This is a genomic window from Ruegeria sp. BHSB172 (genome assembly GCF_059613165.1).
Map to the genome: position 1 here is coordinate 1 of NZ_JBXWRZ010000043.1, position 26974 is coordinate 26974.

Below are 26974 nucleotides of genomic sequence, written 5' to 3' on the forward strand. Positions count from 1 at the left end.
CCGCGAGGATTGTTCTCATAGTGGCGGTAGGCCTGCTTGATGTTGCGCTCGGTCGCGTGTTCGGGGCGCAGCAGCCCGATCATGTCGATCACGCCCGCCAGGCTGCGCACCCCATAGGCGCCACGCGAATACCCGATCAAGTAAATCCGGTCGCCCGGCTTGTAGCGCGACGCCAGATAGCCATAGGCCCGGCGAATCTGCCGATTGATCCCGCGTCCCATCATAACGTCCAGAGTGGATTTCCAGCTGTCCCACTGGACACCGCCTTCGTAGAACACCGAGACGTTGCCACCCATCTCGCGGCACATCCGATAGGTCAGGCCGGCATGCGTTTCTCGGCCGGGTTCCAGCGTGGACATGGTGCCGTCAAGGATGATGACATGGCTGATCGGCTCGCGATGACGCGTTTCACCGGAATGTTCCGACCGCAGCGGGCGGCCAAGCCATCCGAGGAGTTTTCTACCGATCCACGTCAACTGCATCCGACAGCATTTCCCAAACCCTGCGAGGTGTGAAAGGCATGTCCGCCTGTCGCACCCCGTGATCCCACAGCGCGTCCTGAACTGCGTTTGCCACGGCCGCCAATGCGCCGACCGTGCCTGCCTCGCCACAGCCTTTCATTCCCATCGGGTTGGCCGTTGACGGAACCGGCGCCGAGGTAAACCTGATCATCGGCAGGTCGTCGGCGCGGGGCAAGGCGTAGTCCATGAAAGTAGCCGTCAGCAGTTGCCCTTCGGCATCATGCACAACGTGTTCGCACAGCGCCTGACCGATGCCCTGCGCCACCCCGCCATGCACCTGGCCTTCGGCCAGCATCGGGTTGATGAGATTGCCGAAATCATCGACCACCGTATAGCGGTCGACCGATGTTGTGCCAGTTTCCGGGTCGATCACGATCTCGGCGACATGGGCGCCGTTGGGATAGCTGCGCGCCTCGAGCCGCGTGCGGGCCTCGTGCTGCAGCAGGTCGGTGCGGCCATCCGCGCGGGCCATTTCAGCCGCTTCGATCAACGTGGGCGTCAGGTTCGACCCCGGCGCGCGAAAGGTTTCATGGTCGAAGGTCACATCGCTTTCCTCGACCCCCATTTTATCCGCCAGATAGGGCGTGAATGCGGCAATCATCTGGTCAATCGTGACCAGCGTCGCCGCGCTTTGGACCGTGACCGAGCGCGACCCGCCGGTGCCGCCGCCCTGCGCCATGCGGTCGCTGTCGCCCTGCACGACCCGGATCCGGTCGGCCGGAATCCCCGTCTGATCCGACAGGAACTGGGCATAGACCGTCTCGTGCCCCTGCCCGTTCGATTGCGTCCCGACATACAGGTTCACGGTTCCGTCCTGACAGAATTCGACTTTTGCGCCTTCGGAAGGGTCGCCCAGAATGCTTTCAATATAGTAACAAATCCCCTGCCCTCGGATCAGACCGCGTTCGGCGTCGGCGGCCTTGCGCGCGGCGAAACCGGCGGTCTGTTCGGCGGCGCGGGACAGGACCATGTCGAAATCGCCCACGTCATAGGTTTCACCTGTGGCCGAGACATAGGGAAAGGCGTCGGGCCTGATGAAATTGCGGCGGCGCAGCTCCCAAGGGTCGACGCCCAGTTCCCGCGCGGCGCGGTCCATCGCGCGTTCCAGCACATAGATCGCCTCGGGGCGGCCGGCACCGCGATAAGCGTCGACCTGGGTTGTGTTGGTATAGAACCCCTCGACCCGTAAATAGGTTTTCTGCACGTCATAGACGCCAGGCAGTACGCATTTGAACAGGTTGGTCTGGATCGCCTGGCCGAAATGGCTGTTGTAGGCGCCCAGGTTGCAGCGGCTATGCACCCGGTAGGCCGTGATGCGAAGATCCTCGTCAAAGGCCAGTTCGGCCAGCGAGGTCAGGTCGCGCCCGTGGTGGTCGGACAGCATCGCCTCGGTCCGGTCCGACATCCAGTGCACGGGCTGGCCCAGTTGCATCGCCGCTACCGCGACCGAGAAATACTCGGGATACGGCATCGCCTTCATGCCGAACCCGCCGCCCACGTCGGGCGTTGTGACATGGACCGCCTGCGGGTCCAGCCGCAGCTTGTCGGCCAACTGCGCCTTCATCCCCCAGACACCCTGCCCACCATAGCTGAAATGCAGTCGCCCGTCGGACCAGACCGCGTTGCAGCCGCGCGGCTCGATCGAGTTCACGATCACCCGGTTGTCGGCCACCTGCAGCGACACGACATGGGCGGCGGCGTCAAAGGCGGCCTGGGTCGCGGCCTCGTCGCCCACGGCCCAGTCAAAGGCGCGGTTGTCGGGCGCCTCGGGGTGCAGCGGCTCACCGCCCGGCGCAAGGTCCAGCTTGGCGGGGCGGTCGGCGGTGTCCATCCAGGTCAGTTCGGCGGCGTCGCGGGCCTGCGCCGGGGTCTCTGCCACGACCATCGCCACCGGCTCGCCGACAAACCGCACCCGGTCGCGGGCCAGCATGTGGCGCGGGGGATTGGCGGCGCGGGTGCCATCGCGGTTGACAAGGATCGTGGCGCTCAGCACCGGGTCGATTCCGGCGGCGATCAGGTCGTCGATGGTCAGCACCAGCCGCACGCCGGGCGCGGCGCGGGCGGCGTCAAGGTCAAGCCCGGTGATGTCGCCATGCGCCACCGGGCTGCGAAAGAACACTGCGTGCAGTGCGCCGGGTGGTACCGTATCGTCCATGTAGCGCCCCTGCCCGGTCAGGAACCGCTGATCCTCGGTCCTGGAGACCGGCTGGCTTTTGCCGAACTTTTCCATGACGCGCCCCTTTCGCTGCCTCAGACCGCGAGCCTAGCCGTGATGCGGCGGATGTCCAGTGCGCGGGGTGCTTGGCCCTTTCCCTTCCCGCCGCCATTCGCTATTGCAGGCGCTGACCCAAGATCGATGACGCAGGACGCACCCGATGGCGATGGACAAGACATTCAACGCGGCCGAGGCCGAGGCCCGGATCTACAAGGCCTGGGAAGAGGCCGGAGCCTTCAAGGCAGGCGCGAACAAGTCGCGCGACGAGAGCTTTTGCATCATGATCCCGCCGCCGAACGTCACCGGCGCGCTGCATGTGGGCCATGCGTTCAACAACACCCTGCAGGACATCCTGACCCGCTGGCACCGGATGCGCGGGTTCGACACGTTGTGGCAACCCGGCCAGGACCACGCCGGCATCGCCACCCAGATGCAGGTCGAAAAGAAGCTGATGGCCGAGGAAGGCAAAAAGCGCACCGACTACACGCGCGAGGAGTTCCTGGCCAAGGTCTGGGAGTGGAAGGGCCAGTACGGCGGCACCATCATCGAGCAGCTGAAACGCCTCGGCTCTTCGTGCGACTGGTCGCGCAACGCCTTCACCATGGCCGGCGCGGCCGGCGACCCGCGCACGGGCCACGAAAACAGCCCCAACTTTCATGACGCGGTCATCAAGGTCTTTGTCGACATGTACGACAAGGGCCTGATCTACCGCGGCAAGCGGCTGGTCAACTGGGACCCGCATTTCGAGACCGCGATCTCGGACCTCGAGGTCGAGAATATCGAGGTCGCCGGCCATATGTGGCACTTCAAGTACCCGCTGGCCGGGGGCGAGACCTACACCTACGTCGAAAAGGACGAGGACGGGAACGTCATCCTCGAGGAAGAGCGCGACTATATCTCGATCGCCACGACCCGACCCGAGACCATGCTGGGCGACGGCGCGGTTGCGGTGCACCCGTCGGACGAACGCTATGCGCCGATCGTCGGCAAGCTGTGCGAAATCCCGGTGGGCCCGAAAGAGCATCGCCGCCAGATCCCGATCATCACCGACGAATACCCCGACCCGAATTTCGGCTCGGGCGCGGTGAAGATCACCGGCGCGCATGATTTCAACGACTATCAGGTGGCCAAGCGCGGCAAGATCCCGATGTACCGCCTGATGGACACGCGTGGCCACATGCGGGCCGACGGCGCGCCCTATGCGCACGAAGCCGCCAAGGCCCAGGAATATGCACGTGGGCGCGAATTCACCGAGAACGAGATCGACGCGATCAACCTGGTGCCCGACCATCTGCGCGGCCTGGACCGGTTCGAGGCGCGCGCCAAGGTGGTCGAAGAAATCACCGCCGAAGGTCTGGCCGTGATGACCCGCGCGGACGATCCGCGCCTGGGATCGACCGCGCTGAAACCCGATGCCGAGGGCGCCGACGCGCTGGTGCCGCTGGTCGAGAGCAAACCGATCATGCAGCCCTTCGGCGACCGCTCGAAGGTGGTGATCGAGCCGATGCTGACCGACCAGTGGTTCGTCGAGACGTCAAAGATCGTGGGCCCCGCGCTGGACGCGGTGCGCGACGGCCGGGTCAAGATCATCCCGGAATCGGGCGAAAAGACCTATTACCACTGGCTCGAGAACATCGAGCCCTGGTGCATCAGCCGCCAGCTGTGGTGGGGGCATCAGATTCCGGTCTGGTACGGGCTGGACCTGTCAGCCGAGGATTTCAAGGATGACGAAAACGACGGCGAGCTTGACCTGGTCGAACTGGGCCGGCTGCTGAACGAAGGCGGCATGCTTCACCGGGGCGCGGTCATGGAGTGCGCCGCCAGCTTCGAGGACGTCACCGGAAAGTTCCTGGATGACAATGCCGACATTCCCAGCCCGCTCAGCCACGCCACGGTGATCGAGGTGGCCGACAAGCACGAGGCGATCCACCGGTTCGCCGAAAGCTTGGCGCAATACGCGATCGACCGCGATCCGACCAAGCTGGTCTATCCGGTCTGGCGCGACCCGGATGTGCTGGACACCTGGTTCTCGTCCGGCCTGTGGCCCATCGGCACACTGGGCTGGCCCGAACAGACCGAGGAATTGGAGCGCTACTTCCCCACCGATGTCCTGATCACCGGGTTCGACATCCTGTTCTTCTGGGTCGCCCGGATGATGATGATGCAGCTGGCCGTGGTGAACGAAATCCCGTTCCACACCGTCTATTTGCACCAGCTCGTCCGCGACGAGAAGGGCAAGAAGATGTCCAAGACCACCGGCAACGTCATCGACCCGCTGGAAATCGTGGACGAGTTCGGCGCCGACGCGCTGCGCTTTACCAACGCGTCGATGGCAGCCATCGGCGGCGTGCTGAAACTGTCGCGCGAGCGCATCACCGGCTATCGCAACTTTGGCACCAAGCTGTGGAACGCCGTCCGGTTTGCCGAGATGAACGAGGTCTTCACCGACGCCGTCCCGCAACTTGACGTGGCCGACCTGCAGCCCAAGGCGGCCGTGAACCGCTGGATCATCGGCGAAACCGCCCGCGTGCGGGAAGAGGTCGACGCGGCGCTGGAGAGCTATCGCTTCAACGATGCCGCCAACGGGCTTTATGCCTTCGTGTGGGGCAAGGTCTGTGACTGGTACTTGGAACTGTCCAAACCGCTGCTGCAGGGCGACGATGCCGAGGCCCAGGCCGAGACCCGCGCCACCATGCGCTGGGTTCTGGATCAGTGCCTGATCCTGTTGCACCCGATCATGCCCTTCATCACCGAAGAGCTGTGGGGCCTGACCGGCACCCGCGCCAAGATGCTGGTGCATGCCGACTGGCCAACCTATGCCGCCGCGGATCTGGTCGATGCCGACGCGGATCGCGAGATGAACTGGGTGATCTCGGTGATCGAGAACACCCGCTCGGCCCGCGCCCAGATGCGCGTTCCGGCGGGCCTGTACGTGCCGATGCTGGTAACCGAGATCGACGCCCACGGCCAAGCCGCCTGGGACCGGAACGAGGCGCTGATCAAGCGGCTGGCCCGGATCGACAGCCTGACCAAGGCCGATACGCTGCCCAAGGGCACGATCTCGATCGCGGCGCCCGGCGCGTCCTTTGGCCTGCCGCTGGCCGACATCATCGACATCGGCGCCGAAAAGGAACGGCTGGAAAAAGCCAAGGGCAAACTGGCCAAGGAACTGGGCGGTCTGCGCGGGCGTCTCAACAACCCCAAATTCGTGGCCTCGGCCCCGGAAGAGGTGGTGGAAGAGGCCAAGGCCAACCTAGCCGCCCGCGAAGAGGAAGAGGCCCGCATCAACGAAGCGCTGGCCCGACTGGCCGAGATCGCCTGATCCGTCAGCCCCCGCACTCGCTCGAAGAAACCCCGCCGCACACGCCCGGCGGGGTTTTTTCCACCCACCTCTGTTCACCGGGCCAAACGGTTGCTAGCAATCTCGGGACCAATCCACCGAGGGCCCCATGTCCAGACCCTTTCCGCCGATGCAGACCGTTTCAACCGGGCTGGTCGTGGCCATAGTCGGCTTTTTCAGTTCGTTTCCGATTGTCCTGCAGGGACTGGACGCCATGGGTGCCTCGGGGCCGCAGGCGGCATCGGGGCTGATGATGGCCGCCCTTGCCATGGGGCTGGCTGCCATCCTGCTCAGCTTGTGGTACCGCCAACCGATCAGCGTAGCCTGGTCCACGCCCGGTGCGGCGCTGCTGGCGGTTTCGGCCGCGCCGGCTGCGGGATTCTCGGGTGCCACCGGCGCGTTCCTGTTTGCAGGTGCGCTGACCGTGTTGGCCGGGCTGTGGCGCCCTGTGGGGCGGTTGGCCGCGGCCATTCCCACCTCCTTGGCGCAGGCGATGCTGGGCGGGGTGCTGCTGCCGCTGTGCATCGTCCCGTTCAAGGCCGCGGTCGAGATCCCCTGGCAGGCCCTGCCGGTGATCCTGACCTGGTTCATCGCTGGACGCGTGCACAGACTGCTGGCGGTCCCCACCGCCGTTCTGGCCGCCGCGCTGGTCGTCGTTCTGTTTTCTGACGGCCCATCGGTCCGCCCCGACCACCTGCTGGCCGCGCCGGTCTGGACCACGCCCACCTTCTCGGTCCCGTCGATGATTGGCATCGGGGTGCCGCTATTCGTGGTCACGATGGCCACTCAGAACATCCCCGGCATCGCGGTCATGCGCAGCTTTGGCTATGCCCCGGTCGCAGGACGGCTGTTCTCGGCCGTGGGTGGGGCCAGCATCCTGTCGGCCTTCTTCGGCGCGCCTGCGACCTGCCTCGCGGCCATCACCGCCGCCATGTGTTCGAACGAGGACAGCCACCCCGACCGGGATCAGCGCTTTTGGTCTGCGGTCATGGCTGGGGTGTTCTATTGCCTGTTCGGGGTATTCGCTGTGGCCATCACCGGGTTTGCCGCCCATGCCGATCCGATGCTGATGGGCACGTTGACCGGCGTGGCATTGATCGGGGTCATGGCCAATGCCACCTTCGCCGCGCTCGAGGTTCCGGCCGAGCGCGAAGCCGCGATCCTGACCTTTGCCATCACCGCCTCGGGCATCACCGTGTTCGGCCTGGGCGCGGCGGTCTGGGGTCTGCTGGCAGGCGGCATCGCCTATGGGGTGACGACGCGCCTGCGGGGCTGAGGCCTAACTGGCTGCGGCCCGCGAGCTCTATTTGAACTCGGGCTTGCGGCCCTGCATCTGGGCCATCACCACTTCCATCTGGTCGGGTTTGCCGATCAATTCGACCTGTTCGGCGGATTCGGCCAGCAGAACCTCGGCGCGCGACTTGCATTCGGCCACCTCGATCAGACGTTTCGCGGCGCGAATGGCCGAGGGGCTCTTGCCCGCAATATCCTCGGCCAGTGCGATGGCTTCGGTCAGCGGATCATCCGACAGGCTGGTGACCAACCCCCAATCGGCGGCTTGTGCAGCACCGATGGGCCGCGCGGTGTAGGTCAGCAGGCGCAGCACGTCCGACCGCACCAGTTTCGGCAACAGGACCATGCCACCCATGTCGGGGATGATGCCCCATTTCATCTCCATCACGGCCAGCTTGGCGTCGGGATGGGCAATGCGGATATCGGCGCCCAGCGCGATCTGCAGGCCACCACCATAAGCCACGCCCTGAATGGCGCAGATCACCGGCACCGGCACGCGGCGCCAGATCAGCGCCAACTCCTGCATCTCATTCGCGTCCTCATGGCTGCGGGTCATTAGCCACTCGGTCGGGTCCTTGTGCGCCATGGTCGCGAAACTGGCCATGTCGAGCCCCGCGCAGAAGCTTTTGCCCTCGCCCGACAGCACCACGGCACGGGCGTCCGAGGCGGCGACCTCTTGCCCCGCTGCCAGGATCGCCTTGATCATCGCATCATCCAGCGCGTTCATCTTGTCGCCGCGGGTCAGGGTGACGTGGGCGATGTGGTTCCTGTATTCGACTGATACGCGCGCCATCTGGGCCTCCGAGTTTGATGTTCCGGGCAAACCATGCCCCGAAACCCGCAGCCGACGCCAGCCCGACGTGAGGGCAGATCAGTGCGGACGCCCCGGCCCCATGCAAGGCTTGCCCCGGCCATGCCCTTGGGATTATCTGCGCCCATGACCGGACCCAGATACACCCCGCTTGCCCAATCCCTGCCTGCAACCGTGCCCTTTGTCGGCCCCGAGACGCAGGAGCGCCAGCGCGGTGCGCCCTTCGTGGCCCGGCTGGGCGCGAACGAGAGCGTGTTCGGCCCCTCGCCCCGCGCGATCGAGGCGATGCGTCAGGCCGCTGACGGCATCTGGATGTATGGCGACCCCGAGAACCACGATCTGCGCCATGCGCTGGCCGATCACCACGGGATCAACCCCGACAACATCGTGGTCGGCGAAGGCATCGACGGGCTTCTGGGCTATCTGGTGCGCCTGATGGTCGGTCCGGGCGATGCGGTCGTGACCTCGGACGGGGCCTATCCCACCTTCAACTACCACGTCGCAGGCTATGGCGGGGCGATCCACAAGGTGCCTTATGCCAACGATCACGAAGACCCGGCCGCCCTGTTCGCCAAGGCGGCCGAGGTCGGGGCCAAGCTGGTCTATCTGGCCAACCCGGACAACCCGATGGGCAGCTGGCATCGCGGCGCGGACATCGTCGCGGCGCTGGACGCCCTGCCGGACGGCTGTCTGCTGGTTTTGGACGAGGCTTACGTGGAATGCGCGCCTGACGACACCGCCGCGCCGGTCGCGGCGGATGATCCGCGCGTGATCCGGATGCGCACCTTTTCCAAGGTTTACGGCATGGCCGGCGCGCGGGTCGGCTATGCGATCGGAGCGCCCGGGTTGATCTCGGCCTTCAACAAGGTGCGCAACCATTTCGGCATGAACCGCATGGCGCAGGCCGGGGCGCTGGCCGCCCTGCACGATCAAGACTGGCTGAAGCAGGTACAGGCGCGGATAGTCTCGGCCCGCGACCGGATCGGCGCGATTGCGCGTGACAACGGGCTGAGCCCGCTGCCCTCGGCCACCAATTTCGTGGCGATCGACTGCGGGCGCGACGGAGCATTTGCCAAGGCGGTGCTGGCTGCGCTGGTGGCGCAGGGGATCTTCGTGCGGATGCCATTTGCAGCCCCGCAGAACCGCTGCATCCGCGTCAGTTGCGGCACCGAAGCCGACCTGAACGCCTTTGCCGCCGCCCTGCCGCAGGCGCTGGCGGCAGCGCGCAACGCCTAGCCCGCCAGAACCGCCGCCGCAGCCTCGAGCGCGCCGGACCCGCGCGGGATCTCCAACGCGGCCATGGCGGTTTCGATGCCGCCAAGCAGGCCCATGACCATGTGACCGTTCAGATGGCCCATGTGGCCCAGCCGGAAACACGCGTCCTCGTCCGCCATGCCCAGCCCGATACCCAAGGTCAGGCCCAAATGCCGCTCGGTATAGCTGCGTAGAGGCGCGCCGCGACCCTCGGTCAGGCGCAGGGCGGTGACGGCATGACTGCGATGCGTGCGATCACCAACGTTCAGGTGTAGCGCCCCGCCCTCGGCCCACCTCTCGCAGGCGGCCCAGACGGCCTGTGCCAGCCGCGCATGGCGGGCCCAGACCTGCTCAATCCCTTCGGCATGGATCAGATCCAGGGCGGCGCGCAGACCATACAGGTGGTGGGTCGGCGCGGTGCCGCCGAAATACTGATAGAACCAGTCGGGCTCTGATCGTGGCTGCCAGTCCCAATAGCCCGAAACCCGCGGCATCGCAGCCCGTTTGGCCTTGGCCCGGTCGTTGAAGAACACGAAGGACATGCCCGCCGGGGTCATCAGCCCCTTCTGGCAGGCGGTGACCATGACATCGACGCCCCAGTCATCCATCGCGAAACGGTCGCAGCCCAGCGAGGCGATGCAATCCGCCATCAGCAATGCCGGGTGGTTCAGATCGTCCAGCAGCGCCCGCAGCGCCGGAATGTCGTTGCGGATCGAGCTGGACGTGTCCACATGAACCGCCAGAACCGCCTTTATCCGGTGGTTGGCATCAGCCCGCAGGGTCTGTGCAATCCGGTCCATGTCCCACGGGTTGGAGGGGCCGAAATCGATCAGGTCGACCTTCACGCCCAGACGCTCGGCCATTTCCGCCCAGCCATGGGTGAACCGCCCCGAAGCCGGAGCCAGCACGGTTTCCCCTGGCGCCAGAACGTTGGACAGTGCCGCCTCCCACGCGCCGTGGCCGTTGGAGATGTAGATCGCCACCTCGTGCCGGGTACGGGCCACGCGGCGCAGGTCGGCCGTCAGGTCGGGCATCATCTCGACCAACTCGCCGGCGTAGATATTGGGCGACGGGCGGTGCATGGCCTGCAGCACCGCGTCCGGAATCACGGAAGGGCCCGGAATGGCCAGATAACTTCGCCCTTGGGCCAAGGATATATTGTCTGTCATGTGGATCAACCTGCCTGATATGGCGCCCACCCTAGCGCCGGGTCAGGCGAGGTCAATCCATCAGCGCGGCCGCCTCACGCGCGAGGGCTTCGATCCTCGCCCACTCGCCCTGCGCCACCATCTGTTTCGGCGCGACCCAGCTGCCGCCCGCACAGATCACATTGGGCAGGGACAGGTAGTCGCGCGCGTTGGCGGGCGAAACGCCGCCTGTCGGGCAAAAGGTGATCTGCGGCAGCGGCGCGCCGATCGCCTTGAGCGCAGGCGCCCCGCCCGAAGCTTCGGCCGGGAAGAATTTCAGCATGTCATAGCCCTGCTCGAGCAGGCGCATCGCCTCGGTCGCGGTGGCCGCGCCGGGCAGCAGCGGCAGGCCCTCGGCCTCACAGGCGGCGATCAGGGCATCAGTAGCACCGGGCGATACGCCGAATTGCGCGCCGGCTTCTTTCGCGGCGCGGACATCTTCGGGCGTGACCAGTGTGCCGGCCCCCACGACCCCGCCGGGCACCTGCGCCATGGCGCGGATCGCGTCCAGCGCGGCGGGCGTGCGCAAGGTCACCTCGAGCGCGGGCAAGCCACCGGCCACCAGTGCCTCGGCCAGCGGGCGGGCATGCGCGGCGTCATCGACGACCAGAACCGGGACGATGGGCGCCAATCCGCAGATCTCGCGGGTGCGTTGGGTTTTTGCGGACATAGGATCAGGCTCCGAAAATGCTGGCACCGGCATCGGCCGAGCCGACGGCGTTGCGGAACGTGGTGAACAGGTCGCGGCCGACCCCGTATTGATGCGCCGAAAGATCGGCGGTGGCGACGGGGCGGTCCAGCACGCCGGGGGTCAGGATTTCAAGCTGACCCTGCACCGCGTCGACGCGCAGCAGGTCGCCATCGCGCAGCTTGGCGATCGGGCCGCCATCCAGCGCCTCGGGGCAGACATGGATCGCCGCGGGCACTTTCCCGGAGGCCCCCGACATGCGGCCATCGGTCACCAGAGCCACATTCTGCCCGCGCCCCTGCAGGATCGACAGGATCGGCGTCAGCGAGTGCAGCTCTGGCATGCCATTGGCCTTGGGCCCCTGGAAGCGGACCACGACGATGACATCGCCGGTGAACTCGCCGGCCTTGAACGCGGCCTTGACCTCGTCCTGGTCGTGGAAGACGCGCACAGGGGCCTCGACCACCTGGTGTTCGGGCGCCACGGCCGAGACCTTCATCACGCCGGTACCCAGATTGCCGCTCAGGCGCGACAGGCCACCGGTGGGCTGGAACGGGTCATTGGCAGGGCGCAGGATCTTTTCGTTCAGACTGTGGCCGGCGCCGTCCTCCCAGACCAGCGCGCCATCGATCAGCTTGGGTTCCTGCGTGTAGTGATGCAGCCCCTGCCCCGCCACGGTCAGCGTGTCGGGATGCAACAGGCCTTCGTCCAGCAACGTGCCGATGGTATACCCCAGCCCGCCCGCGGCATGGAAATGGTTCACGTCGGCCAAACCGTTGGGATAAACCCGCGCGACCAGGGGCACGACGCCCGAGATGTCCGAGAAATCCTGCCAGTCCAGCACGATACCCCCGGCACGGGCCATGGCGATCAGGTGGATCAGCAGATTGGTCGACCCGCCCGTGGCCATCAGCCCCACAATGCCGTTCACGAAAGCCCGTTCGTCGAGGATCTGACACACCGGCGTGTAATTGTTGCCAAGCGCGCTGAGCGACAGGGCACGGCGGGCGCCTTCCTCGGTCAACGCATCGCGCAGCGGCGTGTTGGGGTTGACGAAGCTAGAGCCCGGCAGGTGCAGACCCATGAACTCCATCAACATCTGGTTGGTGTTGGCGGTGCCGTAGAAGGTGCAGGTGCCCGGCCCGTGATAGGCGGCCATTTCGGCGGCCATCAGTTCTTCGCGCGTGGCTTCGCCGGCGGCGAATTTCTGGCGCACCTTGGCCTTTTCGTCGTTGGGCAGGCCGCTGGTCATCGGGCCGGCGGGCAGGAACACCGCCGGCAGATGGCCAAAGCTCTGCGCTGCGATCACCAGCCCCGGCACGATTTTGTCGCAGACCCCCAGGAACACCGCCGCGTCAAATGTATTGTGGCTGAGCGCCACCGCCGCCGCGAGCGCGATCACGTCGCGGGAGAACAGCGACAGTTCCATCCCGGCCTCACCTTGCGTGACCCCGTCGCACATGGCCGGCACCCCGCCCGCCACCTGCGCGGTGCCGCCCGCGGCACGGGCCGCGCGCCGGATCAGTTCGGGATAGCGCTCGAACGGCTGATGCGCCGACAGCATGTCGTTATAGGCGGTGACTATGCCTAGATTGCCCACGCTGGTGGTGGCCAGCGTCTGCTGATCGGCCCCTGCCCCGGCATAGGCGTGGGCCTGGCCGCTGCAGGACAGATGCGCGCGTGCCGGCCCTTCGGACCGAGCCTGCTCCATCCGCTGCAGATAGGTGCGGCGGGGATCGGCGCTGCGCTCAATTATTCTTTGGGTGACATCGGTGATGACGTTGTGAACCATCTCAACCTCCGATCTGGCGCCAGCGGCGCCCGTCGCGATGCATCAGCATCAATGCGTCTTCCGGGCCGGAACTGCCCTGATCATAGCGCGAGGGACGGTCGCCGCGCTCTTCCCAGCCCTTGATGATGGGATCGACCCAAGCCCAGGCGGCCTCAACCTCGTCGCCGCGCATGAACAGGGTCTGGTCCCCGCGGATCACGTCCATCACCAGCCGCTCATAGGCGTCCTGCGCGCGCACATCGGCACCCAGCGCCTCGGCAAAGCTCATGTCCAGCGCCACATCCGTCAGGCGGAAGCCACCCGGGCCGGGATCCTTGATCGTGGTGCGCAGGGTGATGCCCTCGTCGGGCTGCAGGCGGATCACCAGCACGTTGCCGTGCAGCGGGCCGACATTGGGAAAGATCGTGTGCGGCGGGTCGCGGAAAAACACCGCGATTTCGGATTCACGCGCGCGCAGACGCTTGCCCGTGCGCAGATAGAACGGAACTCCCGCCCAGCGCCAGTTACCTACGCGCACCTTCAGCGCGATGTAGCTTTCGGTCAGGCTGTCAGGGTTGCCCACATGATCGACATACCCGTCGCCGCCCTTTTCCGCCCGGTACTGGCCGCGGGCGATGTCGGTCGAGGCCACAGGTTCCAGTGCTTCGATCACCTTGACCTTTTCACTGCGCACCGAGTTGGGCGAAAAGGTCGAAGGCGGCTCCATTGCAGTCAGGCACAAAAGCTGCACCAGGTGGTTCTGCACCATGTCCCGCATCGCGCCGGACTGGTCGTAATAGGCGCCACGCCCTTCGACCCCGACGGTTTCGGCCACGGTGATCTGGACATGATCCACGTGGGTCGCGTTCCACAGCGGTTCGAACAGCGAGTTGGCAAAGCGCAGCGCCATCAGGTTCTGCACCGTTTCCTTGCCTAGGTAATGGTCGATCCGATAGATCTGATGTTCTTCGAAACAGGCGCGCAAACCTTCGTTCAGCGCCTTGGCCGAGGCCAGGTCATGGCCAAAGGGTTTCTCGACCACGATGCGGCTGTCGGGCGTGGCAAGCCCGTGATCATGCAGGCGCTGCGCGATGCCGGGAAACAGTTTCGGACCGACCGACAGGTAAAAGGCGCGCACCACGTCGGGGCGCAGTGACTTGGCCAGCTTGTCCCAGCCGTTTTCGCCCAGCGCATCCACGGGCACGTATTCGACCCGGGCCAGGAACCGGTCCAGAACGTCTTTCTTGAAGGACGGCGCGAATTCCTTCATCGATTTGCGCACCTGCGCGCGGAACCCGTCATCGTCCATATCCGACCGCGCGGTCCCGATGATGCGCGCATCTTCGGGCATCTGCCCCACTTCGAACCGATGGTAGAGGCCCGGCAGGATCTTGCGCTGGGCCAGATCTCCGGTCGCGCCGAACAGGACCAGATCGAATGGATCTACGGGGATTACGCGTGAAACCATGGCTGGCTCCCTTTTTCGGACAATCCGGCGCAGTCTGCAGCCAGACACCCTGTTAACGCTAACATTTGTGGCTTGGATAGAAAGACCAAGCCCAAAAAGCAAGCCCGGAATTCGCTAACGGGCCCTTTTTCGCGGCCATCATGCCTTCAGCCGTTGGCGCGCAGATACTCCATGATCGCCGGGCGCACCGATTGTTCGCCGCGATGGCGGGCGTCGGCGATGATCTTGCGGACCTCCTGCAGGTTGGACCGCAGCAGCAGGCTCTTGACCGGGCCGATCGAGGCCGGGCGCATTGACAGGGTGCGGATGCCCATCGCCGCCAGGCACAACGCCTCGATCGGGCGGCCGGCATCCTCGCCGCAGAAACTCAGCGGCGTGTCGGAAATTCCGCACCGTTCGACGATGCGCTCGATCAAGCTGAGGAAGCTGACATTCAGGGTGTCATAGCGGCGTCGCACCAGCTCGTTCTCGCGGTCGGCGGCGAAGAAGAACTGTTTCAGGTCGTTGCCACCGATCGAGATGAAATCGACCTCGTCAAAGAATTTCTGGGGGGCAAAGGCCAATGACGGTGTTTCCAACATCGCCCCGATTTCAAGCGTTTCAGGCAGAACATGGCCCAGGCGCTTTTCGCGCTCGATGGTCTTGTTCACCTCCCACCGGGCCTCGCGGTATTCATCGGCTTGCGCCACGAAGGGGAACATCACCGTCAACGGTCGCCCCTCCGCGGCGCGGATCAGCGCCTGCAGCTGCATGCGCATGACCCCGCGCTTGTCCAGGCCCACGCGTATGGCGCGCCAGCCCAGCGCCGGGTTGGGCTCGGCGACATGCTTCATGTAGGGCAGCACCTTGTCCGACCCGATATCCAGCGTTCGGAATACCACGCGCTTGCCATCGGCCGAATCGAGAACGCGTTTGTACTGCGCCACCAGTTCGGACCGCTTCGGCATCTGGTTGCGGATCAGGAACTGCAATTCGGTGCGGAACAGGCCAACGCCCTCGGCCCCAGACGTCTTGAGCGACGGCAGGTCGGCCATCAGGCCGGCATTCATCACCAGGTTTATCCGCTCGCCATCCTTGGTCACGGTCGGGGTTTCACGGATCGAGGCATAGCGTTTCTGCGCTTCGGCCTGCATGGCCATCTTGTCGCGGAAGGCGCTGACCACGGTATCCTCGGGGCGCAGATGCACCACCCCCTCGTCGCCATCGACCAAAATGTGGTCGCCGTTCAAAGCCTCAGTCGTGATCCGGCCCACATGCACAACCAGCGGGATGGCCAAGGCACGGGCGACGATGGTGGCATGACTGCCGACCGAGCCTTCCTCGAGCACGATGCCCCTCAGCGACCGACCATATTCAAGCAGATCGCCGGGGCCGATATTGCGCGCCACGAGGATCGGATCGGGCGGCATCTCCTTGCCGTTGTCACGGCCCTGCCCCGTCAGAATGCGCAGCAGGCGGTTCGACAGATCGTCCAGATCGGCCAGCCGTTCGCGCAGATAAGGGTCGGTGACCTGGTTCATCCGAGCGCGGGCCTGCGACTGCTCCTTTTCAACCGCCGCCTCGGCGCTGAGGCCGCGGGCGATGTCCTCCTCCATCCGCCGCATCCAGCCCTTGGAATTGGCAAACATCCGATAGGCTTCCAGGACCTGCAGCTGTTCGGTATCGCCGCCCCGCGAGATTTCCAGCATCTTGTCGACGCCCACGCGCAGTTCTTCGACCGCCGCGTTCAGGCGCTCAAGCTCGCGGTGCGGATCATCGGCGATGGGGTTGGTGACCACGACGCGCGGTTCGTGCAGCCAAACATGACCTTCGGCCGACCCTTCCTGCGCGGGCCCACCCCGCAACAGCCGCGATTGCTGGTGCAACGGCGACAAGGCCGCCCCTTCGCCCACGAAGGCGCCCAGCTCGGCCATCTCGGCCAGCACCATCGCGACCACTTCCAGCGCATAGACCTCGTCGGCGGAAAACTCGCGCGCGTCGCGCGACTGCACGACCAGAACGCCCAGCTTCTGGCCCAGCCGCTGGATCGGCACGCCCAGGAACGACGAATACCGCTCCTCGCCTGTTTCCGGCATGTAGCGGAAACCCTTTTCCGAAGGCGCATCGGCTGTATTGATCACCTTGCCGAACTTGGCCACGCGCCCCACCAGGCCCTCGCCCAGTCGCATGCGGGTCTGGTGCACAGCTTCGGGGGCAAGCCCTTCGGTCGCGCAGAGTTCAAGGGTTTCGTCGTCGCGGAACAGGTAGATCGAGCACACCTCGCACCGCATGCTGTCCGCGATCAGGTGCGTGATCCGGTCAAGACGCTCCTGACCGGCCGCCTCGCTTGCCATCTCCTCGCGCAGCCGCCCCAGCAGCTTGCGGGATTCCGTTTCCATTCCGTCTGCCATCGCCCGGTCTATCCTGCGGTGTCAGGCGGGACCTTGGCCGAAACGCTCAGGCCGCCTTGTCCAGTTCAAAGGCATCATGCAGCGCCTGAACGGCAAGTTCCATGTATTTCCGGTCGATCAGCACGGAAATCTTGATCTCAGAGGTTGTAATGACCTTGATGTTGATCCCCTCATCCGAGAGTACCTTGAACATCTTGGCCGCCACGCCCGACTGCGAGCGCATGCCGATTCCCACAACCGAAACCTTGGCCACATCGGTATCGGCGACCAGTTCGGCATAGTTCAGATCACCTCGCTCCTTGACCGCCAGCAGCGCCTTTTCGGCGCGCGCCACCTGGTTGGTGGGGCAGGAAAAGGTCATGTCCGTGCGCCCCTCGTCCGAGATGTTCTGCACGATCATGTCGACATTGATCCCCTCATCGCTGAGCGCGTTGAAGATGATCGCGGCGATGCCGGGGCGGTCGGCGACCGACACGACGGTCATCTTGGCCTCGTCCCGCGAATAGGCCACACCCGAGACTACATTGGATTCCATGATTTCCTCCTCGTCGACGACCAGGGTTCCGGCCTCGTCGGACTGTTCCTCGAAGCTCGAGAGAACACGCAGTTTCACCTTGTACCTCATCGCCAGCTCGACCGAGCGGGTCTGCAGCACCTTGGCCCCCAACGAGGCCAGTTCGAGCATTTCCTCGAACGAGATCTTGTCCAGCTTGCGCGCCTTCTCGCAGATGCGCGGATCGGTGGTATAGACGCCATCCACATCTGTGTAGATGTCGCAGCGTTCGGCGTCGAAGGCCGCGGCAAAAGCCACTGCGGTGGTGTCCGAGCCACCCCGACCCAACGTGGTGATCCGCCCCTCGGGGCTGAGGCCTTGAAAACCCGCCACCACGGCGACCTTCATGCCCTCGCCGAACTTCTGGTTGATGTTGTCGGTCGGAATGTCCAGGATCCGCGCCGCCGAATGGGCGCCATCGGTCAGCAGCGGCACCTGCCAGCCCTGCCAACTGCGGGCGGGGATGTCCATTTCCTGCAAGGTCAGTGCCATCAGACCGGCGGTGACATTCTCGCCCGAGGAAACCACGGCATCATATTCGCGCGCGTCATACAGTGGCGAGATCTCGTCAACCCAGCCTACCAGTTCGTTGGTCTTGCCCGACATGGCCGACACGATGACGATGACGTCATAGCCCTTGGCCACTTCGACGCCGATGCGCTTGGCTGCGCGGCGGATGCGGTCGAGGTTGGCGACGGATGTGCCGCCGAATTTCATCACGAGTACGGGCATGGGGGCAAATGTCTCCGCGCCTTGGATTTCCGGTCCCGTGCGTCTTATGCGAGGGGACCCGATAGGGCAAGAGTGCAAAGGGGCGCGCCCTGCGGCGCGCGGCCGCTTTACAACCGGTGCCGGCAATGCCAGCGTGGGATCAGCCGTTTACACCATGAGGTTTTTCATGCTGCGTTTCGTTTCCGCCCTTGCCCTGATGTCCACACCTGCGGTGGCCCAGGTGGCCACCCTGTCCGGCACGGATGGTCAAAACGCCTTGGGAACCGTGCCTTGCACTGCCCTGTCCGGCCAACCCCTGCAAAGCTGCCCGGCCGAGTTGCGCCGTAAAGAGGACGGAACCGCCACGCTGGCGGTACAACTGCCCACTGGCGAGGTGCGCCGCATCTATTTCACCGATGGAAAGCCGGATTCCAGCAGCGCAACCGCACAGATCACGTCGGAAACCCGCGGCGATATTCTGGTGATCTTCATCGATCCCGGTGAAGTCTACGAGATTCCCAAAGCAGCGCTGGCAGCTCAGTAAGGATGCGCCTGCCCGTCCCACGTTTCGAAACACCCGGTGGTATCCAGGCTTAGCGCCTCGAAACGCTCGGCCAGCCCGGCAACGGCCTGTGAGACGGTGATGTCGGCGGCCTGACCGCCCATGTCCGTCCGCACCCATCCGGGGTGATAGATACCGACGGCGATGCCGTCCCGCTTCAGATCGACCGCCAGGTTGCGCCCGAGATTCAGCGCGGCAGCCTTTGAAGCACGATAGATATAACTCCCTCCTGGCGCCCGTGTGTGCGAGGCCATCTGCGACGAGATGATCGCGATCTTGCCGCGGGCGGCCCGCAGATTGGGCAGCAGGGCCTGAATAGTCAGAAACACGCCGGTCACATTGGCGGCGAAGGTCTGGGCCCACATCTCGGCCGGATAGCCCTCGATCGTCTGGCCCTTGTCCAGATAGACGCCCGCGTTGCACACCAGCAGGTCAACCGGTTGCCCGTGCAGCGCGCGCGCCATAGCCGCATGATCGGCCGGATTGGTCACGTCCAGTTTGACCTTGGCACTGCCATCGCGGGCGGTGCCGGTGACCTGGTGGCCCTGCCCTTGGTAGACATCGGCCAGAGCCCGTCCGATCCCCCGATTGGCGCCGGTGATCAGAACATGCATCGCTCAGTTCGTCTTTCGGCTGGGCACGAAAGGCAGAGGCGCCACGGGCACACCATCTTCGATCAGCGCCTTCGCCTCCTCCAACCTGGCCTCGCCATAGATGGGACGCTCGGGTGCTTCGCCCAGATGAATCTTGCGGGCCTCGCGCGCGAAATCCCGCCCGACGTAGTCGGAGTTGGCCTCGACCTTGGTGCGCAGCTCTTTCAAAACGCGTTCGATTTCGACACGGGACGGAGCTGCGCCAGGGTCGGGGGCGGATCGCGGCATTTGGGACTCGGCCGTGCGCCCTGTTTGCACGCGAGGCGTCATGATCGCTTTTTCAACAGACGTGCAGCCGCATTGCGCGCAGGATACCATGCCCGCCTTGGCGAGCTTGTCATAGCCATCGGCCGACTGGAACCAGCTGTCGAACCCGTGACCGTTGCTGCATTTCAGGGCGTATTGAATCATCTTGCGTCCCAAAAGTCGGTTGTTGAATAGATACCGTCAGACATGGCGATATCAAGCCTTTCTCGCTGAGCCTCGGGCCTCAGCAGGCGAAAAGCCCCGGAGCAATGCGGACAGGTCCCGCCCGGAAACCCTGTCGGCCCCCTCGTCCAGCTTGAACCATGCCCTGCGCCGCTGACCGGCCTCGGGGAAAATTTCGGCCACCTCGGTGACCCGCAGAGGGAAGACGTCGACCAGACAAATCACGCGCCCCAGCCGCTTGTGGTGCTTGGCATGGGCGAAACTTCCGATACGCTGGGTGTCGCAATGGCCGGTCGCGCCGGCCTCTTCCCAAGCCTCGCGCGCGGCGGACTCCGCGTCGCTCAGCCCGGTGATTGCCCAACCCTTGGGAATGATCCAGCGGCCGGACCCGCGCGTAGATATCAACAGAACTTCAAGCCCTGCCTGCGTCTGTCGATGGCACAAGGCCGCCACTTGCCGAATGACCGGCAGTGGCTCGGAGGCGAATGCGCCGTCCGACGAAATCCCGGCGTCTTTCACGTTCAGCATCCTCTCGACAGGCCTCATTTTCCTGCTAAACCGCCCGCTTATCCCGCAGGTCGGTCAGTTTCAAACTACCACTTCAGGCGGAATTGTCCAATTTGGGGCGATCTGTCACCCAATTATGCGGCGCTCCAACCGCTGAACCAGATCTTCATGTGGAATGTCGGCGTCGACGGCCAACCGACGCAGGCCGAAGTGAACCCGGGCGATCTGCTGGTAATAACGTGAATAGACATAGTTGATGCCGCCCCCGGCAACGGCCCCAAGCACCGGCAGGGTCTGCGCGGCCAATTTCTGACCAAGCGCCACCGACAGTCTGGGCGCAACGGCCGCGATCAGCTTTTGTATCGCCGGGCCGGTCAATGTCAGGCGCACCGAGAAGAAACCCAGGTCGGCGCCATCGTCATGCGACAGCGGGCCGGCGGCGGACAGAACCCGCACGCAGTCGAACTTGACGTTTTCGGCCGATGGATCGAACCCCTCGCGGGCGGCAGCCCCCTGGATCGCACGCAACAGCATGGTCGTCGTGACCGGCAGTTCGATCAGCGCGGTGGTCAAGCCACCCGTACCGCCAACTGCGCCCATGGTGGTGGCGACGATCGTGTTGACCCACGGCTCTTGATCCGGAACTGCGCGCCGCGATCCGTTCGCCGCACGGACGGCCACCCACAGCGCCTGTTCGGTGGCCCCCGTCAGACCCGATCGAACCGGAACTGGCAATTGCTCGAGCAATGATTCCGCCGATCCGCCCATGCGGTTCAGAAACTTCACGCCGGCGCCCCCGGCGTCGCGATAGTATCCCGCAAGTCGGTCAAGCTCGGCTTCGGGGTCAGGGCGCTGCACTCGCAAAATATCGTGCATCCGGTCTCCTCCTGCCCCCGAAAGATCGGCATCAGTGCGCGCGCTTTCAATAGGTCAGCGTGTCCAACGCGTGACTTCTCCGCCTATTCCCTTCCAGGCGCCGGGCGCCAAATCCAGGCCAAGCACACGATCCGGGTTGGTTGGCGGCGGCATCTCTACCCCCTCGAGCCGGGCAAACCCAAAGCGTGAATAGTAGGGCGCGTCACCGACCAGCATGACCCGCGCCCACCCTTTGGCCCGCCCCGCTTCGATACCTTCACGGATCAGAAAACCACCCAACCCTTCGCCCTGGTGGGTCGGGTGGACGGCCACGGGCCCCAGCAAAAGCGCATCGTGTGCGCCAACATGAACGGGCCAGAATCGGATGGCCCCGGCCAAAATCCCCTGCCCGTCGCGCGCCACCATCGACAGCCCTGACACTGGCGGAACATCGTCGCGCAAGCGGTAGGACGACAGCGCCTCGCGCCCCGGCGCAAAGCACAGGTCGTAGAGGGCTTCGACTTCCCACCAATCCTCCGGCTCTTCCGGCCTGATCCCGAACTGCTGCACCGCGGCCCTCTTTTCGACTCTGGCAATCGCCCTAGCACTTCGCTAGGCCTTGAGCAAACGCTTGGAGATCAGATGTTCTATCGCCCCGAAGACGGTCACGGATTGCCGCACAACCCGTTCAACGCCATCATCACGCCGCGCCCGATCGGATGGATCTCGACCCGCGGCGCGGACGGAATCAACAACCTGGCGCCCTATTCGTTCTTCAACGGGGTCGCCTATACTCCTCCGCAGGTAATGTTCGCCTCCACCGGCACAAAGCACGACCAAGACAGCGGAAAGGACAGCATCGCCAATATCGAGGCGACCGGCGTCTTTTGCGTCAACGTGGTGGCCCAGGCCCATCGGGATGCGATGAACGCAAGCTCAGCCAGCCTTCCGAAAGAGGTGGACGAGTTCGCCCACGCCGGCTTGACACCGGTGGAATGCGAAATCATCCCATGCGCCCGCATCGAAGGCGCCCCTGCCGCGCTGGAATGCAAACTGACCCAGATCGTCACGTTGCCCGGCCAAGCCAACCGGGTGGTTTTCGGAGAGGTCATCGGCGTGCACCTGCGCGATGACTGCCTGAAGGAGGGCAAGTTCGACGTCACCACCTTTCAACCATTGTCGCGGCTTGGCTATCGCGACTACTCGGTGGTTACGGAATTGTTTTCCCTCAATCGTCCAGACGATTGAGCCGGGTTTGGGGGCTCTGCCCCCGCCGCGCTGTGCGCGACTCCCCCGGGATAATTTTGGCCAGATGAAGGACTCGCGCGTTCTTCATCTGGCTGTAAATATCCCGGAGCGCGAGGCAGAGCCTCGCATTTCCTCAGTGGCCGCCCAGAATGCCGGTTCGAACAGAATAGTCGACCGCAAGGCCGTAATCCGGGTCATCGTCGCTGTCGACCATCAGGTGACCCGCTTTCTTGAGCAGCTTGTGACAGTCGCGGCTGAGATGGCGCAGCATGACACGCTTGCCTGCCGCCTCGTATTTCGCGGCGACGTTTTCGATGGCCTGCAGGGCCGATTGGTCAACCACTCGGCTGTCGGCAAAGTCCACGATCACCGTTTCCGGGTCGTTCTGGACATCGAACAGTTCAACAAACCCCTCGGACGAGCCAAAGAACAACGGGCCCTTGATCTCGTAGACCTTGGCGCCTTTCTCGGTTTCGGAGTCGCGGGTGACCGCGTGGATGCGCTTGGCGTTGTTCCAGGCATAGGCCAGCGCCGAAACGATCACACCGACCACGACGGCCACGGCGAGGTCTTCCATCACGGTGACGACGGTGACCAGAACGATGACGAAGGCGTCGGTCAGCGGTACCTTGCGCAGGATGTTGAACGAGTTCCAGGCGAAGGTGCCGATCACCACCATGAACATCACGCCAACCAGCGCGGCCAGCGGGATCTGTTCGATCAGAGGCGAACCGACAAGGATGAACACCAGCAGGAACAGCGCGGCAGCGATCCCCGCGATGCGCGTGCGGCCGCCGGACTTCACGTTGATCATCGACTGCCCGATCATCGCACAGCCGCCCATGCCGCCAAAGAACCCGGTCACGACGTTGGCGGTGCCCTGCGCGATGCATTCCTGCGATGCACCGCCGCGCTTGCCGGTAATCTCGCCCACCAGGTTCAGCGTCAGCAGAGACTCGATCAGGCCGATGGCGGCCAGGATCACGGCGTAGGGCAAGATGATCTCCAATGTCTCCCAAGTCAGCGGAACCATGGGGATGTGGAATTTCGGCAGTCCGCCCTCGATCGAGGCCAGGTCACCGACGCGCGGGACATCCAGCCCGATGCCGATCACCAACGCGGCAACCACGACGATGCCCGCCAGCGGCGCTGGAACGATGCGCGTGATGCGCGGCATCACCCAGATCACCGCCATGGTCAGCGCGACCAGCCCCAGCATCGTATAGAGTTGCATCCCGGACAGCCATTCGCCGCCGCTCATGCCGTGGCCAGTGTTTTCCATCGTGCCCGGCACCTTGAACTGGCCCAGTTGCGCCAGAAAGATCACGATGGCCAGGCCGTTGACAAAGCCCAGCATCACCGGATGCGGCACCAGTCGGATGAACCGGCCCCAATGCATGGCCCCCGCGATGATCTGCAGAATGCCCATCAAGACCACCGTGGCGAACAGGTATTCGACCCCGTGCTGCGCCACCAGCGCCACCATGACGACCGCCAGCGCACCGGTTGCGCCCGAGATCATACCCGGACGGCCCCCGATCAGCGCGGTGATCAGCCCCACCAGGAACGCCGCGTAGAGGCCCACCAGAGGGTGAACCCCGGCGACGAAGGCAAAGGCCACCGCTTCGGGCACCAAGGCCAGGGCGACGGTCAGGCCCGACAGAAGCTCGATCCGCAGGCGGGCGGGGGTCAGCTTTTCGTCCGGCATCCAGCTCAGATCGGGAATAGCGAGGCGATTGGCAAAGCTTGCCAGCAAGGCTCGGGGCATGAAATGGTCCTGTGGGTCAGAATGTTCGCGCGAAGGCGGTCGTATACCCGCCTTCGGCGCTGTCTGCTAGCCCATCGATGGCAGGCTGTCATGCAAAAACTGCAAGGCCGCGCGCCTTGTGGCCCCTGTGGGGCGCAAAAACACCGGCAAGCCTTGCCAAATGCCCGACAAGCCCGCAGAAATTCCCACAGGCAGGTATCGCAGCGGAGAACGAACGTGGCCCAGACAAAGATTGCCGTCATCGGCGGATCGGGAATTTATGACATCGATGGGCTGGAAACGCCGCAATGGGTTACCGTGGAAACGCCCTGGGGCGCGCCGTCCGACCAGATCCTGACCGGGACATTGAACGGCATAGGGATGGCCTTTCTGCCCCGCCACGGGCGCGGGCATGTGCATTCACCGACCGAGGTGCCCTATCGCGCCAATATCGACGCGCTGAAGCGGCTGGGGGTGACCGACGTGATCTCGGTTTCGGCCTGCGGGTCCTTCCGCGAGCACATGGCGCCGGGAGATTTCGTGATCGTGGATCAGTTCATCGACCGCACCTTCGCCCGCGAGAAAAGCTTTTTCGGCACCGGCTGCGTCGCCCATGTCAGCGTGGCCCATCCAACCTGCCCGCGCCTGGGCGATGCCTGTGAATCCGCCGCCCGGGCGGTCGGTATCACCGTGCACCGTGGCGGCACCTACCTCGCGATGGAAGGGCCGCAATTCTCGACGCTGGCGGAATCGAAGATGTACCGCGAGCAGTGGGGCTGCGACGTGATCGGCATGACCAACATGCCCGAGGCCAAACTGGCCCGCGAAGCCGAGCTTTGCTACGCCTCGGTAGCGATGGTTACCGACTATGACAGCTGGCACCCCAATCACGGCGAGGTGGACGTGACCGCGATCATCGCGACGCTGACCGGTAATGCCGAGAAGGCGCGCGCGTTGGTCAAAGGCCTGCCCGCCCTGCTGGGAGCAGACCGCGCGCCCTGCCCGCATGGCTGCGACCGGGCGCTGGACCACGCGATTTTGACAGCTCCGGAAAAGCGCGACCCGCTATTGCTGGCCAAGCTGGATGCGGTGGCAGGCCGGGTGTTATGAGTGGCCCTTTAGGCCGAGTGTTTTTTCAGGCTTGCTGCGGCGGATCTGACTGAGGTGCGTGATGGATCTTGAACTTTGGCTGGCCTTCGTCGCCGCCTCGACCGCCCTTCTGCTGATCCCGGGACCGACGGTTCTGTTGGTGCTGAGCTATGCGCTGTCCAAAGGGCGCAGCGTGGCCGTGGCCTCGGCCACAGGGGTTGCGCTGGGGGACCTGATCGCCATGACCGCGTCGTTGCTGGGGCTTGGGGCACTGGTGCTAGCGTCGGCCACGCTGTTTTCGGTGCTGAAATGGGTGGGCGCCGCATATCTCGTCTGGCTGGGCATCAAGCTGCTGCGCAGTGCGCCGTCCGGCGGTATGCAGGCGGTTGCTACCAAGCGCGCCGTCACCGCGCGCGGCGTGTTCGGGCATGCGGCCGCTGTCACTGCGCTGAACCCCAAATCCATCGCTTTCTTCATCGCCTTCGTGCCGCAATTCCTGCGCCCGGCCGAGCCGTTGGGCCCGCAATTCGCCATTTTGATCGCCACTTTCGTGGGATTGGCCGGGCTGAACGCCCTGGCCTATGCGCTGCTGGCCGACCGGCTGCGCCGCGTAATCGACCGCCCCGGCATTATCACCAGCATGACCCGTTTCGGAGGGCTGACCCTGATCGGAATGGGCGTAGCCACGGCGGTACTGCGCCGCCCGGCCTGAGCCGCCCCCTCCGCAGCAAAAACGCGCAGGCCGGCAGCTGCCGCTTGCATGGCAGGTCGCGATGCGCCAAAAACCGCCGTGTTCTGACGCAAGAAGGGTCGCCCCATGTCCAGAAGCAAAACGGTCAAGGATTACATTCGGACCATCGTCGATTTCCCCCACGAAGGGATCATGTTCCGCGACGTGACGACCCTGTTTGCCGATCCGCGTGGGTTTCGCATGGCCATCGATCAGATGCTGCACCCCTATGCCGGCGAACGCATCGACAAAGTCGTGGGGCTTGAGGCGCGTGGCTTCATCTTGGGGGGCGCGATCGCGCACCAGCTGAGTGTCGGCTTCGTTCCGATCCGCAAGAAGGGCAAACTGCCGGGCACCACGATCAGCGAGGAATACAAGCTGGAATACGGCGAGGCTATCGTCGAGATCCACGATGACGCGATCCAGCCCGGCGAAAAGGTTTTGGTGGTCGATGACCTACTCGCCACCGGCGGCACTGCTGCGGCAGGCATCAAGCTGATCGAACGTCTGGGCGGTGAAATCGTAAGCTGCGCCTTCATCATCGACCTGCCCGAGCTGGGTGGGCGGAAGGTGCTGGAGGAGATGGGCATGGACGTCCATGTCCTGTGCGAATTCGAAGGGCTGTGAACAGACAACAGTCACGATTTCGTGACTTGCCGCTGAAAACACCGCGCGCTTAGCGCAGGGTCGTTCGTTTTCCAGTCGGTTTTTTGCCGCCGACGTATGATCCCTTTCCGGCCTGTCGCCGTATCGCCCCTGATGTCGCCGATGACATCCTCAACAAGGGAAGTATATCATGTTTCGCAAATTCGCTGTTGCCGGCGTCGCCAGTATCCTGTTTTCGACCGCTGCCATGGCCGACGGCCACGGCAAGGACATCGTGGACACCGCTGTAAGCGCCGGCAGTTTCAACACTCTGGTCGCAGCCGTACAGGCGGCCGAGTTGGTTGAC

At 64.6% G+C, this 26974-nt stretch carries 23 protein-coding genes and 1 pseudogene; 9 read left to right on the plus strand and 15 right to left on the minus strand.

Features of this window, described 5'->3' with window-relative positions:
• Both AC2FM3_RS15065 and AC2FM3_RS15070 read right to left on the minus strand, forming a co-directional pair.
• Positions 1 to 482 (minus strand): phospholipase effector Tle1 domain-containing protein (locus tag AC2FM3_RS15065; protein WP_496683330.1); only part of this gene is annotated, 482 nt, incomplete at its 3' end.
• A complete protein-coding gene (locus AC2FM3_RS15070) occupies positions 460 to 2751 on the minus strand; it encodes a xanthine dehydrogenase family protein molybdopterin-binding subunit (RefSeq protein ID WP_496683333.1) in 2292 nt (763 codons plus the stop codon). The genes AC2FM3_RS15070 and AC2FM3_RS15065, both read right to left, overlap by 23 nt.
• Before the next feature lie 145 nt (positions 2752 to 2896).
• On the opposite strand from AC2FM3_RS15070, the gene AC2FM3_RS15075 reads away from it, so the two are divergent.
• Positions 2897 to 6058, plus strand: a complete 3162-nt coding sequence (locus tag AC2FM3_RS15075) for a valine--tRNA ligase (RefSeq protein WP_496683335.1) — start codon at positions 2897 to 2899, stop codon at positions 6056 to 6058.
• Between the two features lie 127 nt (positions 6059 to 6185).
• Entirely contained in the window at positions 6186 to 7352 is a 1167-nt protein-coding gene (locus AC2FM3_RS15080) for a benzoate/H(+) symporter BenE family transporter (RefSeq protein ID WP_496683337.1), read from the plus strand.
• 27 nt (positions 7353 to 7379) lie between these two features.
• On the opposite strand, the gene AC2FM3_RS15085 is transcribed toward AC2FM3_RS15080, so the two are convergent.
• Positions 7380 to 8162 carry a crotonase/enoyl-CoA hydratase family protein gene (locus AC2FM3_RS15085; protein ID WP_496683339.1) on the minus strand — a complete coding sequence of 261 codons (783 nt, stop codon included), beginning with the start codon at positions 8160 to 8162 and terminating at the stop codon, positions 7380 to 7382.
• A gap of 144 nt (positions 8163 to 8306) precedes the next feature.
• Between AC2FM3_RS15085 and AC2FM3_RS15090 the strand changes: the two genes are divergently transcribed.
• Positions 8307 to 9416: a pyridoxal phosphate-dependent aminotransferase gene (locus AC2FM3_RS15090; RefSeq protein WP_496683342.1), complete on the plus strand. Its 1110-nt coding sequence runs from the start codon at positions 8307 to 8309 to the stop codon at positions 9414 to 9416.
• Here AC2FM3_RS15090 and AC2FM3_RS15095 read toward each other — a convergent pair.
• The 6 genes from AC2FM3_RS15095 to AC2FM3_RS15120 form a co-directional block, all read right to left on the minus strand.
• Entirely contained in the window at positions 9413 to 10603 is a 1191-nt protein-coding gene (locus AC2FM3_RS15095; RefSeq protein ID WP_496683345.1) for a pyridoxal-phosphate-dependent aminotransferase family protein, read from the minus strand. The genes AC2FM3_RS15090 and AC2FM3_RS15095 overlap by 4 nt on opposite strands.
• A 52-nt stretch (positions 10604 to 10655) precedes the next feature.
• Positions 10656 to 11291 (minus strand): bifunctional 4-hydroxy-2-oxoglutarate aldolase/2-dehydro-3-deoxy-phosphogluconate aldolase, encoded by a 636-nt coding sequence (gene eda, locus AC2FM3_RS15100; RefSeq protein ID WP_496683347.1) that lies wholly within the window; start codon positions 11289 to 11291, stop codon positions 10656 to 10658.
• A 4-nt stretch (positions 11292 to 11295) separates the two neighbouring features.
• On the minus strand, positions 11296 to 13101 hold the full coding sequence (gene edd / locus AC2FM3_RS15105; protein WP_496683349.1) for a phosphogluconate dehydratase: 1806 nt from the start codon (positions 13099 to 13101) through the stop codon (positions 11296 to 11298).
• Between the two features lies 1 nt (position 13102).
• A complete protein-coding gene (gene zwf, locus AC2FM3_RS15110) occupies positions 13103 to 14548 on the minus strand; it encodes a glucose-6-phosphate dehydrogenase (protein WP_496683352.1) in 1446 nt (481 codons plus the stop codon).
• 146 nt (positions 14549 to 14694) lie between these two features.
• Positions 14695 to 16938: a phosphoenolpyruvate--protein phosphotransferase gene (gene ptsP, locus AC2FM3_RS15115; RefSeq protein ID WP_496683355.1), complete on the minus strand. Its 2244-nt coding sequence runs from the start codon at positions 16936 to 16938 to the stop codon at positions 14695 to 14697.
• A gap of 46 nt (positions 16939 to 16984) precedes the next feature.
• Positions 16985 to 18223: an aspartate kinase gene (locus AC2FM3_RS15120; protein WP_149775707.1), complete on the minus strand. Its 1239-nt coding sequence runs from the start codon at positions 18221 to 18223 to the stop codon at positions 16985 to 16987.
• Between the two features lie 166 nt (positions 18224 to 18389).
• Between AC2FM3_RS15120 and AC2FM3_RS15125 the strand changes: the two genes are divergently transcribed.
• Entirely contained in the window at positions 18390 to 18746 is a 357-nt protein-coding gene (locus AC2FM3_RS15125; RefSeq protein WP_496683357.1) for a hypothetical protein, read from the plus strand.
• Here AC2FM3_RS15125 and AC2FM3_RS15130 read toward each other — a convergent pair.
• The 5 genes from AC2FM3_RS15130 to AC2FM3_RS15150 form a co-directional block, all read right to left on the minus strand.
• The gene (locus AC2FM3_RS15130; RefSeq protein WP_496683359.1) at positions 18740 to 19378 is read right to left on the minus strand and encodes an SDR family oxidoreductase; all 639 of its coding nucleotides are present in this window, start codon (positions 19376 to 19378) and stop codon (positions 18740 to 18742) included. The two genes, AC2FM3_RS15125 and AC2FM3_RS15130, sit on opposite strands and share 7 nt — an antisense overlap.
• Positions 19379 to 19381: 3 nt before the next feature.
• Complete coding sequence (locus tag AC2FM3_RS15135) at positions 19382 to 19828, minus strand: DUF1178 family protein (RefSeq protein ID WP_496683360.1); 447 nt, start codon at positions 19826 to 19828, stop codon at positions 19382 to 19384.
• A 51-nt stretch (positions 19829 to 19879) separates the two neighbouring features.
• Positions 19880 to 20365, minus strand: a complete 486-nt coding sequence (locus AC2FM3_RS15140; RefSeq protein ID WP_496683362.1) for an NUDIX hydrolase — start codon at positions 20363 to 20365, stop codon at positions 19880 to 19882.
• 114 nt (positions 20366 to 20479) lie between these two features.
• Positions 20480 to 21229, minus strand: coding sequence for an EcsC family protein (locus AC2FM3_RS15145; protein WP_496683365.1), 750 nt, complete (start codon positions 21227 to 21229; stop codon positions 20480 to 20482).
• 54 nt (positions 21230 to 21283) lie between these two features.
• A complete protein-coding gene (locus AC2FM3_RS15150) occupies positions 21284 to 21778 on the minus strand; it encodes a GNAT family N-acetyltransferase (protein WP_496683368.1) in 495 nt (164 codons plus the stop codon).
• A gap of 72 nt (positions 21779 to 21850) precedes the next feature.
• Between AC2FM3_RS15150 and AC2FM3_RS15155 the strand changes: the two genes are divergently transcribed.
• Entirely contained in the window at positions 21851 to 22456 is a 606-nt protein-coding gene (locus tag AC2FM3_RS15155; RefSeq protein WP_496683370.1) for a flavin reductase family protein, read from the plus strand.
• A gap of 133 nt (positions 22457 to 22589) precedes the next feature.
• On the opposite strand, the gene AC2FM3_RS15160 is transcribed toward AC2FM3_RS15155, so the two are convergent.
• Positions 22590 to 24224, minus strand: coding sequence for a SulP family inorganic anion transporter (locus tag AC2FM3_RS15160; RefSeq protein ID WP_496683373.1), 1635 nt, complete (start codon positions 24222 to 24224; stop codon positions 22590 to 22592).
• A 216-nt stretch (positions 24225 to 24440) separates the two neighbouring features.
• Between AC2FM3_RS15160 and AC2FM3_RS15165 the strand changes: the two genes are divergently transcribed.
• From AC2FM3_RS15165 to AC2FM3_RS15180, 4 genes and pseudogenes are all read left to right on the plus strand, one after another.
• Positions 24441 to 25313 carry an S-methyl-5'-thioadenosine phosphorylase gene (locus AC2FM3_RS15165; RefSeq protein ID WP_496683375.1) on the plus strand — a complete coding sequence of 291 codons (873 nt, stop codon included), beginning with the start codon at positions 24441 to 24443 and terminating at the stop codon, positions 25311 to 25313.
• Between the two features lie 61 nt (positions 25314 to 25374).
• Positions 25375 to 26004, plus strand: coding sequence for a LysE family translocator (locus AC2FM3_RS15170; protein WP_496683378.1), 630 nt, complete (start codon positions 25375 to 25377; stop codon positions 26002 to 26004).
• Positions 26005 to 26109: 105 nt separating this feature from the next.
• Complete coding sequence (locus AC2FM3_RS15175) at positions 26110 to 26649, plus strand: adenine phosphoribosyltransferase (RefSeq protein WP_170337941.1); 540 nt, start codon at positions 26110 to 26112, stop codon at positions 26647 to 26649.
• A gap of 169 nt (positions 26650 to 26818) precedes the next feature.
• A pseudogene (locus AC2FM3_RS15180) lies at positions 26819 to 26974 on the plus strand (fasciclin domain-containing protein); the annotation flags it as partial.